The organism is Enterococcus sp. AZ197 (genome assembly GCF_050556405.1).
GTDB classification, from domain to species: Bacteria; Bacillota; Bacilli; order Lactobacillales; family Enterococcaceae; genus Enterococcus; species Enterococcus faecalis.
In genome coordinates this window covers 255,803-271,041 of sequence record NZ_CP187873.1, presented here as the reverse complement: position 1 = coordinate 271,041, position 15,239 = coordinate 255,803, and the positions used below count along the sequence as shown (strand labels likewise).

Annotated in this window: 15 protein-coding genes; 5 read left to right on the top strand and 10 right to left on the bottom strand. The window is 37.0% G+C overall.

Annotated elements, in window-relative coordinates:
* Positions 1-180: 180 nt before the first annotated feature.
* The gene (locus IGK82_RS01390; RefSeq protein WP_002387659.1) at positions 181-1,146 is read right to left on the bottom strand and encodes a DUF4822 domain-containing protein; all 966 of its coding nucleotides are present in this window, start codon (positions 1,144-1,146) and stop codon (positions 181-183) included.
* 184 nt (positions 1,147-1,330) lie between these two features.
* Positions 1,331-2,308 (bottom strand): DUF4822 domain-containing protein, encoded by a 978-nt coding sequence (locus IGK82_RS01385; protein ID WP_002379047.1) that lies wholly within the window; start codon positions 2,306-2,308, stop codon positions 1,331-1,333.
* A gap of 324 nt (positions 2,309-2,632) precedes the next feature.
* On the opposite strand from IGK82_RS01385, the gene IGK82_RS01380 reads away from it, so the two are divergent.
* Together IGK82_RS01380 and IGK82_RS01375 are read left to right on the top strand one after the other, a co-directional pair.
* The gene (locus IGK82_RS01380) at positions 2,633-3,976 is read left to right on the top strand and encodes a sensor histidine kinase (RefSeq protein ID WP_002385380.1); all 1,344 of its coding nucleotides are present in this window, start codon (positions 2,633-2,635) and stop codon (positions 3,974-3,976) included.
* On the top strand, positions 3,973-4,665 hold the full coding sequence (locus IGK82_RS01375; RefSeq protein ID WP_002355236.1) for a response regulator transcription factor: 693 nt from the start codon (positions 3,973-3,975) through the stop codon (positions 4,663-4,665). Before IGK82_RS01380 ends, IGK82_RS01375 begins: the two co-directional genes overlap by 4 nt.
* A gap of 51 nt (positions 4,666-4,716) precedes the next feature.
* Here the strand turns inward: IGK82_RS01375 and IGK82_RS01370 are convergent, their stop codons facing one another.
* The 3 genes from IGK82_RS01370 to IGK82_RS01360 form a co-directional block, all read right to left on the bottom strand.
* The gene (locus IGK82_RS01370) at positions 4,717-5,862 is read right to left on the bottom strand and encodes a cysteine desulfurase family protein (protein WP_002358363.1); all 1,146 of its coding nucleotides are present in this window, start codon (positions 5,860-5,862) and stop codon (positions 4,717-4,719) included.
* 125 nt (positions 5,863-5,987) lie between these two features.
* Positions 5,988-7,724, bottom strand: a complete 1,737-nt coding sequence (gene ezrA, locus IGK82_RS01365; protein WP_002355233.1) for a septation ring formation regulator EzrA — start codon at positions 7,722-7,724, stop codon at positions 5,988-5,990.
* 185 nt (positions 7,725-7,909) lie between these two features.
* The gene (locus IGK82_RS01360; protein WP_002355232.1) at positions 7,910-8,596 is read right to left on the bottom strand and encodes an HAD family hydrolase; all 687 of its coding nucleotides are present in this window, start codon (positions 8,594-8,596) and stop codon (positions 7,910-7,912) included.
* Between the two features lie 186 nt (positions 8,597-8,782).
* Here IGK82_RS01360 and IGK82_RS01355 point away from each other — a divergent pair, with 186 nt between their 5' ends.
* Positions 8,783-10,135 (top strand): aspartate kinase, encoded by a 1,353-nt coding sequence (locus IGK82_RS01355; protein WP_002385384.1) that lies wholly within the window; start codon positions 8,783-8,785, stop codon positions 10,133-10,135.
* 22 nt (positions 10,136-10,157) lie between these two features.
* Here the strand turns inward: IGK82_RS01355 and IGK82_RS01350 are convergent, their stop codons facing one another.
* Genes IGK82_RS01350 through IGK82_RS01340 form a run of 3 tightly spaced genes read right to left on the bottom strand, consistent with a single transcriptional unit; the run spans position 10,158 to position 12,329 of the window.
* On the bottom strand, positions 10,158-10,694 hold the full coding sequence (locus IGK82_RS01350) for a cof family protein (RefSeq protein ID WP_010709191.1): 537 nt from the start codon (positions 10,692-10,694) through the stop codon (positions 10,158-10,160).
* Positions 10,695-10,710: 16 nt separating this feature from the next.
* Complete coding sequence (locus IGK82_RS01345) at positions 10,711-11,544, bottom strand: DUF72 domain-containing protein (RefSeq protein ID WP_002375779.1); 834 nt, start codon at positions 11,542-11,544, stop codon at positions 10,711-10,713.
* 50 nt (positions 11,545-11,594) lie between these two features.
* Positions 11,595-12,329, bottom strand: a complete 735-nt coding sequence (locus IGK82_RS01340; RefSeq protein ID WP_430605134.1) for an acyl-ACP thioesterase domain-containing protein — start codon at positions 12,327-12,329, stop codon at positions 11,595-11,597.
* Positions 12,330-12,603: 274 nt separating this feature from the next.
* On the opposite strand from IGK82_RS01340, the gene IGK82_RS01335 reads away from it, so the two are divergent.
* On the top strand, positions 12,604-13,188 hold the full coding sequence (locus IGK82_RS01335; protein ID WP_002355225.1) for a lytic polysaccharide monooxygenase: 585 nt from the start codon (positions 12,604-12,606) through the stop codon (positions 13,186-13,188).
* Positions 13,189-13,230: 42 nt separating this feature from the next.
* Positions 13,231-14,277 carry a chitinase gene (locus tag IGK82_RS01330; RefSeq protein WP_002364979.1) on the top strand — a complete coding sequence of 349 codons (1,047 nt, stop codon included), beginning with the start codon at positions 13,231-13,233 and terminating at the stop codon, positions 14,275-14,277.
* Positions 14,278-14,372: 95 nt separating this feature from the next.
* Here IGK82_RS01330 and IGK82_RS01325 read toward each other — a convergent pair whose 3' ends face one another.
* Both IGK82_RS01325 and IGK82_RS01320 read right to left on the bottom strand, forming a co-directional pair.
* Complete coding sequence (locus tag IGK82_RS01325; RefSeq protein WP_002361148.1) at positions 14,373-14,684, bottom strand: DMT family transporter; 312 nt, start codon at positions 14,682-14,684, stop codon at positions 14,373-14,375.
* Positions 14,681-15,037 carry a DMT family transporter gene (locus IGK82_RS01320; protein WP_016622053.1) on the bottom strand — a complete coding sequence of 119 codons (357 nt, stop codon included), beginning with the start codon at positions 15,035-15,037 and terminating at the stop codon, positions 14,681-14,683. The genes IGK82_RS01325 and IGK82_RS01320 overlap by 4 nt, the downstream gene beginning before the upstream one ends.
* Positions 15,038-15,239 lie beyond the last annotated feature (202 nt).

Below are 15,239 nucleotides of genomic sequence, written 5' to 3'. Positions count from 1 at the left end.
GCAAGTAGTTATTAACTCCACCTGTCCATAATATGAACAAATTATTAAATAATAATCATTATAATTATCTTAATAATAATATTTAATTATAACTAATAACAATTTATTTATAGAGGAAGAGAAAACAAAAGAACGTTGGGGGACGTTCTTTTGTTAAATAAGAGAGAAGACAAGAGACTTTTAGAAAGTAAAGGCTGGATGATATGTGCCTTGGTAAGGTTCATGTTCCACGAACACTTGAATATCATTACCAGCATTATCTTTACCCATTCGAGTATACGTAAATCGATCATTGTTTAGTTCCGTTAATTCTAGCGCCGCGCCGTAACGATTCGTACCAATAGATACATGGGCCCGAATCTTGTTATTGTCCACCACTTGGAAGTACCCAAAGTCGCCGCGGGTTTCACCTGTTTGTAAATTGAAAAATTCATATTTACTTGTGTTTGGATCAAATTTCGCTAAACTAATGAAATTTTGATTGGCCGCTGTCACATCATTACCGTTTTTATCTACGACTTTTGTGCCATTCCACAAGGTTGTTCCTAAAATTTTATCCCCTGATTTATTTGTCACAATTTTGCCAGTTTGATTGGTTAATGCTTCACGTCCATTTGTAAAAGCTAATTTTTTCCCATGATAAGGGATGTGTTCCACGTAAACTTCAACATCATTCCCCAGTTTATCTTTCCCTAAACGCTTGTAAGTAAATTTGTCTTTACTCACTTCGGTTAAATCCACTACGGCTTGATAATTTTGTGTCCGCGAAATTAAAATTCGTTTTGTGCCATCACCTGTCACAAAAAATGTTCCTTCGTCACCACGGGTTTCCCCAGTATTTTTGTCGAAAAACTCGTAAAAACCGGTTTCACCATCATATTTTGCTAAACCAATAAAATTAGCATTTTCTGCCGTTAAATCATTACCAGCAGCATCATAAACACGGGTTCCTTGCCAGTCCGTGCCAGATAAAATCTTAGTCGCCTTGTCGCCTCTTGTTTGGCCATTGTTTTGATGTTTGCCTAAATTTGCTGTAGCACTATTTGGATTGGCTGCATGATCTGCAAATGCTGGACTTGCATAACCTGCTATAAGTAACGTACTTAATGTTACTAAAGTAATCGAACTTAATACTTTCTTTTTCATAAAGCATCGCTCCTTTTCTTTGATAAACCTATCTTAACAAACGATTCTAAACTACCACTGTCAGAAAAATGAACAATTTATAAACGATTAAAAACAACTATAAACTATTTTTTTGTTAAAAATGAAGCGGTCAAAAGAATCCTTTACTTCCTTTTGACCGCTTCATCCACTCGTGATTGACTAATTAGAACGTGAAGTCTGGCGTAAAGTCTCCTTCATATGGTTCATGTTCTACAAAGACTTTAATTTCTTTGCCATTGTTGTCTTTACCCATTCGTGTATACGTAAAACGTTTATCATTTAATTCTGTTAATTCTAATGCAGCTCCATATTTATTGTCACCAATTGAAACGTGAGCACGGATTTTGTTATTATCAATTACTTGGAAGTAACCAAAATCTCCACGTGTTTTACCCGTTTCTAAATCAAAGAATTCATATTTACTTGTTTTATTATCAAATTTCGCTAAACTAATAAACATTTTATTTGCTTCAGTAACATCGTTACCGTCTTCATCTAAAACTTTCGTGCCATTCCATAATGTGGCCCCTAAAATGTCATCCCCAGGTTCATTGGTAACAATCTTGCCAGTTTCTGTTTCTAAATCTTTACGGCCGTTCGTAAAGGTTAATTTCTCGTCAGAATAAGGGATATGTTCTACAAAGACTTCTACATCTTTCCCGTCTTTATCTTTACCCATTCGCTTATAGGTAAATTTATCTTTCGTCACTTCCGTTAAATCGACCACCGCTTGATAGTTTTGTGTATCCGAAATTAAGATACGCTTTTCGCCATCGTCTGTCACAAAGAATGTGCCTTCATCGCCACGGGTTTCACCTGTTTCTTTGTCGAAAAATTCATAAAAACCTGTTTCACCATCATATTTTGCTAAACCAATAAAATTAGCATTTTCTGCTGTTAAATTATTATTATTTTTGTCGTAAACTTTTGTGCCTTGCCAATCAGTACTGGATAAAATTTCTGTTAATTCTTGTCCTTTTGATTGCTCTTTAGCTGCTTCTGCTGAACTAGAGACTGCAGTGCTTGAGCTAGCTGCACTTGATTTATCTGTTGCAGAGTTGGCTCCGCCAGCACAGCCTGCAATCAACAACGTACTAAAGGTTAATAAGGTAAGCGCACTAAAAACTTTTTTCTTTTTCATGGTTGGTAATCCCCTTTTTTCTTTTTGATATATTTAGAATAGCAAAGCCTTATAAACTCCTACTTGCCGAAAAATGAACAAATTATAAACAAATGAAAAAAAGTTAATAACAATACTAGCTTTTTTTTGTTCACTTGTAATACACTATAAGTAAGAAATAGATTAAAACCACTAGGAGGGACGCTTTTGACCATTAAACGCCGCTTTTTTATTTCTTATATTAGTGCCATCATTATTACTTTAGCCTCTGTTTTAGCTGTTTTATCCTTAGCTTCTTACATCACATTAGGAACTGTCCCCAGTTTGCCCCAAGCTTACCGAATGATGAATAAGCAACGACCATTGACCGCTAACGAAGAAGAAAGTTATTTGGCCTTAGATCAACTGCTAAAAAAATCACCGAAATTACTAGATACACCTTTGAGTAAAGAATTAAAGGAAACGATTCAAACAATTGAAGCAAAAGGATTAAGTGTGATTATTCGAAAGAATGCACGGTTTCCTTATTATTCGGATAATTTAGTAGAAAAATCTTTGTCTGTACATATTCCAAACTACGAAATGAATAATATTATGCCAACTGGCACACTGGATAATGCAGGGCGTCTATATCATTATGTCAAATCCGATTTTCATTATTTAGATGGTTCTAACGGGAGCTTTATTGTCTTGAAACGCGAAAGCAGCCTTTTTGAATTCTTCACACGCTGGATTATCTGGATGATTTTGTTAATTATCCTTGTAGCAATTGCGGCAGCTTGGCTCATTAATAAGCGCTTAACCAAAACCACTATCGAGCCATTAGAAGCATTAGAAAAAGCGACTAAAACATTGGGTAAGGATGCCCAAAAAGAAAATCCATTTACGCCAACTAGCCACCAAACCGTCTCAACAGAAGTCAAACAGCTCCAACTTAGTTTTGAACAAATGTGGCAAGATTTAGAAGAAGCCAATGCGGAACGCGAAAAATATGAAGCTAATCGGAAAGAATTAATTGCAAATATTTCTCATGACTTAAAAACACCAATTACTTCTATTATTGGTTACGTTGAAGGTTTAATGGATGGCGTTGCCAATACTGAAGAAAAAAAACAGCGCTATTTAACGGTCATTCATGAAAAAAGTTTAGGCCTCAATGATTTAATTGAAGAATTATTTTTGTATTCTAAATTAGACCTAGATCGTGCTGTCTTTACAATGGAAAAGACCAATTTCACTCGTTTTATTGCACATATTCTTGAAGAATACCGTTTGGAACAAGAACTAGTAATCACTTCTGTACTTCCCACCGAAGCTTTATACGTTCAAATGGATCCCACGCAGATGAATCGAGTGATTACCAATCTAATTCAAAATAGCATTAAATTTGCGGATCCCACTAAAGAACAACTAGCCTTTACGATTTCTTTAACGCATAATCAAACAGACTTAGTTTTAACCATTACAGATAACGGCATTGGTATCGATAAAAAAGAATTACCTTATTTATTCGAACGCTTCTATCGTGTAGACAAATCTCGAACCCCAACAGTTAAAGGAAGCGGCTTGGGATTAAGTATTGTCAAACAAATTATTGACTATCATCAGGGAACAATCACTGTCACAAGTAAAAAAGGAGACGGCACCAACGTGATAATTACGCTGCCGTTGTTGGAGGATGAAAAATGAAACCACATGTATTAATTATTGAAGATGATCCAAGCATTGCTGATTTGCAAAAAGATTATTTAGAAATTAACGACATGACTGTCACAATTGAACATGATGGAAAAAAAGGATTGGAAGCAGCTTTAAATGAGCCCTTTGATTTAATTATTTTAGATGTGATGCTGCCAACTATGGATGGTTTTGAAATCTGTCGTGCAATTCGGAAAAAAAAGCAAACACCGATCATGATTGTTTCGGCTAAAAAAGAAGATATTGATAAAATTCGTGGGCTTGGCTTAGGTGCGGATGATTATATAATCAAGCCGTTTAGTCCCAATGAATTAGTCGCTCGAGCAAAAGCCCATATGAACCGTTATCAATTGTTAAGCAAAGCAGAACAACCACCACAATTACTAAAAATCAATGAAATCGCCGTCGACACTGCCGCCCACAAAGTGTTTGTTTTAGAAAATGAAGTTATTTTTACAAGCAAAGAATACAAATTGTTGGTTTTCTTGATGGAACATCCTAACCGTGTGTGGAATAAAGAAGAACTTTTTGAAAGTGTCTGGGGGTTTGATGCCTTAGATACTGAGGTTTCGACTGTCGTTGTTCACATTAAACGGATTCGGGAAAAATTAAAAAAAGCCAATCTTTCTGACTCTCCAATTGAAACACTCTGGGGAAGTGGCTACCGCTTCAATCGATAAAGAGAGCAAAAATAAGTCGGAGCCTATTTCTAGGCTCCGACTTATTTTTTATTAATTTACACGAGAAAATTTTTGATAAAGTTGGTTGAAAACAATCATAAACTGTTCAATTTCTGCCATTGTATTGCTTTCATCTAAACTAATGCGCACAGCGGAGGTCGCCAATTCCCCAGGCACATGCATGGCATACAAGGTGCTGCTAGCCATTTTTTTTCGGCTAGAACAAGCACTCGTGGTCGAAATATAAATCTGTTTTTCTTCCAATGCATGGACCAGCACTTCGCCACGAATCCCTTTCAAAGCAAAACATAAAATGTGTGGCGCAAAATGTTCATTATCTTGTGAAAAAACAGTCACATTTTGAAATTCTTCTAGCGCCTTTAATAAATAACTCCGTAACGTCGCCACATGTTGCGGCCGTTGTTGTTCGTTCTCTAAATGCAAGCGTAACGCTTTGGCCATTGCCACAATTGCTGGTACGTTTTCTGTCCCACTGCGTTGGTTGTTTTCTTGCCCGCCTCCTGTTAAAAGCGGCGCTAAACGTTTTCCTTGTTTCCAATACATAAAACCAATGCCTCGTGGTCCATGAAATTTATGTGCAGAAAACGTTGCAAAATCCACCCGATCCGTTAACCACTCTGAGTAATTAACTTTCCCAATTGCTTGAACCGCGTCTACATGAAAATGAATTTTAGGAAACTCCGCTAAAACCTCGCTGATTTCTTTAATTGGTTGAATCGTTCCCACTTCATTGTTCACTGCCATAACAGAAACCAAAATCGTTTCTTTTCTAATTAATTTCTGTAATTCCTCGACTTTTACACGACCTTCTTTATCCACTGGCGCATAAGAAAGTTCAAAACCTAGTTCGACTAATTGTTCCGCTGTTTCTGTAACTGCTGGATGTTCCACTGCAGAAATAATAATATGATTACCAAATTCTCGTTTTTCGATTGCCGTTCCTTTTAAAACCCAGTTATCTCCTTCAGTTCCGCCACTTGTAAAATAGATTTCATTTGCTGAAACATTGATTAGCTCCGCAATCTGCTTCCGTGCTTGTTGTAAGAGCCGATTCGCTTGGCTGCCTAAGTCATGCAGACTAGACGGATTGCCAATAATCCGCTGACTGGTTTTTACATATGTATCTAAAGCCTGGGGGTAAATCGGTGTAGTTGCACTATTATCAAAATAAATCATTTGTCACCCTTCTTTTTTAAAATTCTTTCCCATTATATACTTTCTAAAGTATCACTTCAAGTCACCACCACGCCATAAAAACAGAGGCTTGTCTGTCGACAAACCTCTGTTTAGTGATTGTTTAATTAAATTGCTGTTAAATTAGGGTTATTGATATTTTTAAAATAAAAATCTTCGATTCGTTTGAACGCTCCTGGCTCAACAGCTTCCAATGCTGTTCCAATTTCATCTAATGCATCTTGATAACGGAATTCTGTCGAGAATAAATACATGCTTTTATCTAAAGCCGCTCGGATGTTCTCGTGAGTATGACGATAGCGGTTTGCATATTGCATCATTTGTTCTGTCAGAGCTGCTGCATTGACTAAATCTTTTGTTTTCTTATCTAATAACTCTAAATCATCTTCGCATAAGTCACATAAACGATTGATTTCATCCATGTTAATGCGCATTTTATTTAAGGCTCGGCTTAAATCTTCAATTCGATCCGTTGCCACATAGAAAAATTCTAAGTAATCAGCAGACAAACCTGGTAATCGTTGCTTTTCAACATATCGTTTGATACTCCGTAAACGGAATTCGTATTCGTCGACTTTTTCTTGGGCGACTTTTTCGCCTTTTCTTAGTTCTTTCAATGAAGCATCAATTTCTAATTGTTGATTTTCAATATCATCTAAAATCTTATAGCATTCTTTATAGAACGCTTGAATTTCAGAGTAAGGAACGGTATGTTCTTTCATTCGAGGTTCCAAATCTTTTTGACGGCGAATAATTTCTTCAATTTCCGTTTGGAAGCCACGACTACGTCCTAGCTCGTTGTTGTTTAAGGTGTAGCTTTGTGATACATGGTCCAATTCAATCATTAATTGACGGTTATTTTTTAAGGAATGAGAAATATAATCGTCAATAATTTTTTGATTGGTTACGACATATTTCTTCGCTTCAATTTCACGTTCCATCACTTCATATAATGCATCAATCGCCGTTGCTGTGTCGCGATTTGCGACCTCTACTGCAGCAATCTCTGTTTTCTCTAAATCAGCCATTGAATTCTCGACACGTTTTTTCGCATGTTGAATTTCTTCAGCAAAGTTTTGTTCAGGGAACACATAATCGTCAGCTAATAATTGGTTGTAGCCTTCTTCGATTTCTTTTAATTGATCTGGGAAAGTTTCATTTAATTCTTCATACATTGGTGGAATCCGTTTCATTAAGTCTTCCAATTCATACGTATGACGTTCCGCATCTTCTAGGACTTCTCGAGCCTCGATTGGGTCCCCCGATGTATTTAGTGTGACAAATTGTGTGAATTCAATTTCGACGTTTCTTAATTGTTTTTGGATTTCGGAGTAAGCTGGACCAAAGCTAGCTTTATCATCTTTTAGTGATTTACTTAATTCTTCATAGACATCCAAAGCTTTTTGAACTTCCAATGAATTGCGCTCTTCACTTTCACGTAATTCTTTCAAGCCATTACGAATGACTTCCACTTCGGCTTCCATTTCGGTCATCGTTTCATTCGCTTCCACGACTGCTTTCTTCGCTTTCATGAAACGGAAAATTTCATTTTGATTTTCGACTTCATAAATTTGACTCTCTAGTTCGGCGAAAGAACGCGTCGATAGTTCTACCCAACGTTGATTCCATTCACGGAAACTATTTTGACTCTGTCCAACTAGATGCATTTTTTTAATGTCATCGATTTCTTCAAAGACTGGCAAGTCAAACAGGGCTTCTTTACGAACTTCTAATTCATCTAATTGTTCTTGATTTTTTTTGCGCATAAAATAACCAATTAAGTATAGCACCGCAGCAATAATAACGATTACTAGTACTAAAATGATAATCCAATTATTCTTCATTTTGGCTCCTCCGATAATTTTTCTATAATAAAAGAAAGGTTGTTTGTTCTCTTCACACGGTTATCTATTGTTCCTGACCCTTGAAAAAGGGCATTCTTGCAGAAATACCTATAGAAAATTATAGCACAAACTGTATATTCATTCACTAGTTATAACAAACTTTTTTAAGAAAACCCGCGATCTTCTTACGAAGGGGTTGATTCACTGCTTTCATCGATCCGATTTTCACTAATTTTTTTACAAATATCACTTAGTTGTGTTAAGAAGGCATCCGCTTGACTTTGATCCATCCCAAAGTGTTCATCGCGCATCGCCCAAACTTCTAGCCCAGCTTCTTTGGCAGAAGCAATGCCTTTTTCTGAATCTTCAATGGCTATACATTCCTGTGGCGCAACAGCTAATTCTTGTAACGTGTGCAGATAAATATCCGGCGCCGGTTTACTTTCTTCGAAATCTTCCCCACTCACGACCGCATCAAAATAACTACTTAATTGCCCCACTGTCAAAACCTCTTCAATTGCGTCTTTTGTGGAAGAAGAAGCTAATCCGATTTTATAGCCTTGTCTTTTTAAAAATTGTAAAACACGTTTCGCATTTTCATCAAGCACAGCTAAATAATCTATCGGATGCGCTTTTTTATAGGCTATGTATTGTTCATTTAAAAAAGCAATATCTAGCTCTTTTTTGTTGACTTGTTCAATCTTTTGCCATAATGAACGCATATCCGCACCGACTAATTCTGGCAAGGTTAGGCCCTCAATGGTCAAATCAAATTCCGCTAAAAATGCTTTACGTCGCTCATAATAATAAGCTTCGCTATCTACTAGGACACCGTCCATATCAAAAATAATGGCAGTTTTGGATTCTGTCATACTATTTAACTCCTTCGTTACGACTCATATCTTTACAGTTTAACAAAATTTTAAGGAAAAATGAAGAACAAATATTTTCATGATTTCCTAACTTTCTGAAAATAAGTGGTTGCTTTTCTAAATGTTTTTCGGTATCCTTTTACTAATCTACAAATGAGAAAATAATTAAAAACAGGAGTGATAAACGTGAACGTAGTTAAATTCGGCGGTAGCTCGCTAGCATCAGCACCACAGTTACAGAAAGTCTTACAAATCGTCAAGGAAGAGCCGCGCCGAACGTTTGTCGTTGTATCCGCTCCTGGAAAGCGAACCCCGCAAGATATTAAAGTGACTGATTTATTGATTCAATACTATCAGCGCTACTTAAATAATGAGGAAATTGAATCGACAATCTCTGCCATCATTCGTCGTTATGAAGATCTTTTCGATGAATTACACTTGGATAAAGCAGTTTTAGCTGATATTGCTATTTCGATTCGCCAATTAGCCACTTTACCAAAAGAAAACAATGCTTTTTTATTTGACTATTTTTTAGCTAGCGGCGAGGACAATAATGCAAAAGTTGTTGCCAGTTTTTTCAATCAGAATGGCTTAGATGCTCGCTACATTAGTCCAAAAGAATTAGGTCTCCTAGTAACACCTGAGCCAGGCAATGCTCGCATTTTACCAAAAGCTTTAGAGAAAATTAGTGCCTATCGTGAGACTCAACAAATCTTGGTTATTCCAGGTTTCTTTGGTTATACAGAAGCAGGCGAAATTTGTACTTTTTCTCGTGGCGGTTCCGATATCACAGGGTCCATTGTTGCCGCAGGTGTTCAAGCAGATTTGTATGAAAACTTTACCGATGTGGACGGAATTTATGTCGCCCATCCTGGAATTATTGAACAGCCTCAAACGATTCAAGAATTGACCTACAGAGAAATGCGGGAGTTAGCTTATGCAGGATTTGCCGTCCTCCACGATGAAGCCTTAATGCCTGCCTATCGCGCAAATATTCCAGTCGTTATCAAAAATACTAACAACCCACATCATCCTGGCACCCTAATTACCACCTCTCGCAAAGTGAAGCATGCTCCTGTTGTAGGAATTGCTAGTGATCAAGGGTTCGCAAGTATTTACATTAGTAAGTATTTAATGAATAGAGAATTAGGTTTTGGGCGACGGCTTTTAGAAGTACTAGAAAAATTAGCCTTAAGCTATGAGCATATGCCCTCAGGAATTGATGACATCACGATTGTTTTAAGAGAAGACCAGTTAACAACTGAAATTGAAAATCGACTGATGGCTCAACTCCAAGAAGTTTTAGCGCCTGATGAGTTACGCATCACGCATCACCTTTCCATGATTATGATTGTCGGGGAAGGCATGCGCCAACGAATTGGGGTTACTGCTGAAAGTACAATGGCGTTAGCCAAAGAAAAAATCAACTTAGAAATGATTAACCAAGGATCTTCGGAAGTAAGTATTATGTTTGGTATCAAAAAAGAACAAGAGGAAAAAGCCATCAAAGCCTTATATCGGACGTTCTTCCATGATTAATAAAAAAGACGAATGAGTTTTCTCATTCGTCTTTTTTATTGGTCTCAGTAATTTTCAATTGGCGTTGAATTTCCGCTTTAATTTTAGCTTCTGGCGCAAAATCTTGTTCCCAATTTTCAGGTTTTAATACTTTATTTGTTTCCGGATCATAATGTGGCTGTCCATCTGGAAATAATTTTCCCATATTGGCTTGATGAACGATTTTAATAATTTTTGTTGGATTGACGCCCATTAAGCAAAACGAACCATAAGTAAAATACAATAAATCAACTAGTGCATCCACTTCCTCCACTAAAGGATCAGATACTGGTTTGCCTTTCGCCAAGACTTTCTGCTCTGCTTTATCGACAGATTTTTTTAATCCGTTGACCAATTGTTGAAAAAGCACTTGGTCATTATTAGCAGCACTATATAAAAATTCCACAAGTTCTTCGACTTTAAACTCTGCTCGTCGACTGGCTAGCTCTGGCGAAAAAGCAGTTGGTTGCTCTGGTTGTTGTGGATTAAAAACCTCGTGGAAGGCACAAGCCATTTCATAAGGGGATTGCTTTTCAGACATTCAGCTACCTTCTTTCTCAAAATAAATCTAATTGTTTTGGATTCAAATCATCGTAACTCAAATTCAAGACTTTTTGCATCTGTAGAGCGTTTTCTGCGGCATCGCCGCCAGAATTATTATTAAAAATTACGCCCACTTCTTTAGCTTCTTGCGACATTTTTAAAACAGCTTCGCTTAAATCAACGATTTCCTGCGTATTATAATGATAGAGGGTTCTTTTTTTACGCCACTCTGCATCATTGGCTAACCAGCCAGCCGCATTACGTCCGTGAAACCGGAAGAGCACGAGATTAGGATTCGTTACATAAGGATAAAAGGGTACTGGATTCGTAGGAATCTGCGGTTCATCTACAATCACAAGTGAAAATTGATTTTCTTTCATAAATTGCAACATTTGTTTTACAAAGTTTGGTTGATACCATGAATTATTTCGTAATTCAATGGCGATAGGTAGGTCTTTAAACCAGTGACGAATTTTTTGCAAGTAAGCGACATTTTCTTTCGTACAACCAAATGTTCCTGAAAATTGTACCAGAAAGGCAAATAATTTTTTACTTTCAATTAATGGGGCCATACTTTCTAAAAAGGCGGTGATCATTTCTTCTTCACTTGCATAATAAGTCTGCCACTCACCTTGACAACTGATTCCACTATAAACTTTCATGACAAAGCGAAAGTTTTCGGGAACTGCTTTGACCCATTCAGCTACTCGTTCTTTGGGAGGAATCCCGTAATACGCCGTGTCCATTTCAACTAGCGGTAAATGACTGGCATATTCATAAAGCGTGGCCCGTTTTTTTCCAGTTAAATAGTCGTGTTCACTAAAAGATGTTAATCCTAAGCGAATCATGTCCTTCCTCCTCTGCGTAACTTTTTATTTTTCTAAACCGTTATCTCAACTTAGTTGGTCCAATCGATATTCGCTTCACAATAGGTTTGACCATCAATCCGAATCTCATGGCGCGTTTTCAACTGATTTTCTTGTTCGACAATTTCGTAATGACTTTCGACTTCTTGCCCATATTCTACTTCTTTATCAAATTTCACAAGAATTTTTTTCGGTTGATGCGTTGTCAAAAAGTCATACCCTAACACATCCAATAACCAATTAAAGTAAATCGCATTATTAACATGTTGATTGCCATCAATATCAAAAAAACGCACACGATAAGGTAAAAAGTTCCCCTCTGCGACTTTTTCAATTTTTTCATGGCGATAAATTTTAGTGATTTTTTCAGAATCAAAAGGTGCAATAATTTCTGGTAACACACTACTGATTTTCCGATTTTTTTGATCCATTAAGACAAAGGTTGATTTCACAAAGACACATTCATTGCCTTCTTCATCATGAACCCAAAAGTTACGATAACAAAAATATTTGTTATAACTCATAGCTTGCGTTGTAATTGCTACTTTTTCACCAACTTTTGGTAAGCGGTGAATCTCTATTTCATAATTGGTGATGACCCAGCCTAGGCCAAATTGAGCGACATAAGCCGCATCTCTTCCTAGTAATTCTGTTTGTTCTTCTGATACTTTAATGACAACCGCTAACAAAGCCGGTATCTTCATTGCACCAGTAAAATCGCCGTCATAGTAGGCAACTTTATAAGAGGATGTATGTTTTTTTCCCACGAAATAATCTCCTTTTTCCAATGGCTACTTTCGTGTCATTGTTTCTTCTTAAAAGTATACCACGTGATTTCTTCAATTGCGATTCCGAATGAAAAATTAACAAAACTTTGAAAAACACTATTATTTATATTATTTAAAAACATTCTTAATATTACTTAAAAAATATTGTTTTATTTTTAAAAATAACATTTCTTATTATTTGTATCCGAAAGATTATTATGTTATATTCCTATCTGTAAGCGCATACAAAATAATTTTTTAGGAGGTTTTTTTCGTGAAAAAGAGTTTATTAACAATCGTCCTGGCTTTTAGTTTTGTTTTAGGTGGCGCTGCATTGGCCCCTACTGTTTCAGAGGCTCATGGTTACGTAGCAAGTCCTGGAAGTCGTGCTTTCTTTGGTAGTTCTGCTGGTGGTAACTTAAATACAAATGTTGGTCGTGCACAATGGGAACCTCAAAGTATCGAAGCGCCCAAAAATACGTTTATTACTGGTAAATTAGCCAGTGCAGGTGTCTCAGGTTTTGAACCTTTGGATGAACAAACAGCTACTCGTTGGCACAAAACAAACATTACAACAGGTCCCCTTGACATCACTTGGAACTTAACTGCCCAACATAGAACTGCTTCTTGGGATTACTATATTACTAAAAATGGCTGGAATCCCAATCAACCATTAGACATTAAAAACTTCGACAAAATTGCTTCAATTGACGGCAAACAAGAAGTTCCTAATAAAGTTGTTAAACAAACAATTAATATTCCGACAGACCGCAAAGGTTATCATGTCATTTACGCTGTCTGGGGCATTGGTGATACGGTGAACGCCTTTTACCAAGCGATTGATGTGAACATTCAGTAAAAATACTCACATCTTAAACTAAATTAAAGGAGTTCTCAAAAAATGAAGCTAAAAAAAATAATTCCTGCTTTTCTCCTTCTTTCAACCGTTGCAGTTGGCTTGTGGTTAACGCCTACTCAAGCTTCTGCAGATGCTGCGGATACGATGGTAGATATCTCTGGCAAAAAAGTGTTGGTTGGATATTGGCATAACTGGGCCTCAAAAGGACGCGATGGTTACAAACAAGGAACATCAGCATCACTGAACCTTTCAGAAGTAAATCAAGCCTACAATGTCGTACCGGTTTCCTTCATGAAAAGCGATGGTACGACACGGATTCCTACGTTCAAACCTTATAACCAAACGGACACTGCCTTCCGACAAGAAGTCGCACAATTAAATAGTCAAGGTCGCGCAGTTTTATTGGCACTTGGTGGAGCAGATGCACATATCCAATTAGTCAAAGGCGATGAACAAGCCTTTGCGAATGAAATCATTCGTCAAGTGGAAACATACGGCTTTGATGGTTTAGACATCGACTTAGAGCAATTGGCGATTACTGCTGGCGACAACCAAACCGTCATCCCTGCTGCGTTGAAAATAGTCAAAGACCATTATCGAGCACAAGGAAAAAATTTCATCATTACGATGGCGCCAGAATTCCCTTATTTAAAACCTGGTGCCGCTTATGAAACATACATTACTTCCCTAAATGGTTATTATGATTACATTGCCCCACAATTATATAACCAAGGCGGCGACGGTGTCTGGGTTGATGAAATTATGACTTGGGTTGCTCAAAGCAACGATGCTCTAAAATACGAGTTCCTCTATTATATGTCTGATTCATTAATCCATGGCACGCGCGGCTATCTACAGATACCAAACGATAAATTAGTCCTTGGTTTACCAGCAAATCGGGATGCGGCTGGTAGCGGCTATGTCGTTGAGGCTACCCCTGTAGCCAAAACTTTTGATCAGTTAGCAAAAGACGGTAATCCTATCCGTGGCTTAATGACTTGGTCTGCAAATTGGGACGTTGGTCAAGATGTCAACGGCAAGTCCTACAACAATGAATTTGCGACACGTTATAGTAACCTCGTAAAATAAAAGCTATTTTGAGACAGAACACCGCATTTGGTTCTGTCTCTTTTTAAATTTTACTCACCGATCTTTCATTAATCCAAACAATGTTCTCTCGCTTTCTAACCAATTAATTTTAAACCAATCACAGAAACAATGATTAAAAAAATAAAAAATATCCGGCGTGGGTCTTTTGATTCACCTAAGAGCATTCCTAAAATAGCGCCTCCTGCTGTACCAATTCCTGTCCAAACTGCATAAGAAACGCCCATCGGTAGTTGTCTCATCCCTAAATATAAAAATAAAAAACTACCACTAAACGCTAGAATTAAAATTAACAATGAACGTAAGTCTTTTTTTGTTGTAAATAATTTAATTGAACCTACGCCAAAGATTTCAAAACAGCCTGCAATAACTAAGTATAACCAACTCATCTTGTTTCCTCCTCTTTATTTCCAGTTACCATTTTTAAGCCAATTACACCTATTAATAACAGCAACAGAAAAAGACCTTTTCCTATGCCCAATGGTGTGTGGAATAAAAAATGATCTGTTACAATAGTTCCAGCACTACCTAAGCCGACAAATACAGCATAGGCTGTGCCGACTGGCAATTCCTCTCCTGCTTTAATCAGCGCATAAAAACTGATAAAGATTGCGATTACTGTCCCTAAAATCTCCCACCATGTTGTACTATGCTTCATGCCAATGACCCAAATCACTTCACAAAAAGCGCCAAAAATAACTTTTAACCAAGCTTTACTCATCTTGTTTTCCTTCCCTTCCAAACAAAAAAAGTGCCAACAAACAGTTCAGCTATGGCCTAAGAACTGTTCATTAACACTTTAGTCGCAAGCATCCGGCGATGTTTACGAAAGTTTATGTATTAAAATATCTCAGGCTATTATATTCTTATTTTTAAAAAAAATCAACTAAAAAATAATAGTTCGAATTCGAGACATTTCTTTTGCATTTTTAGGACTAATCATT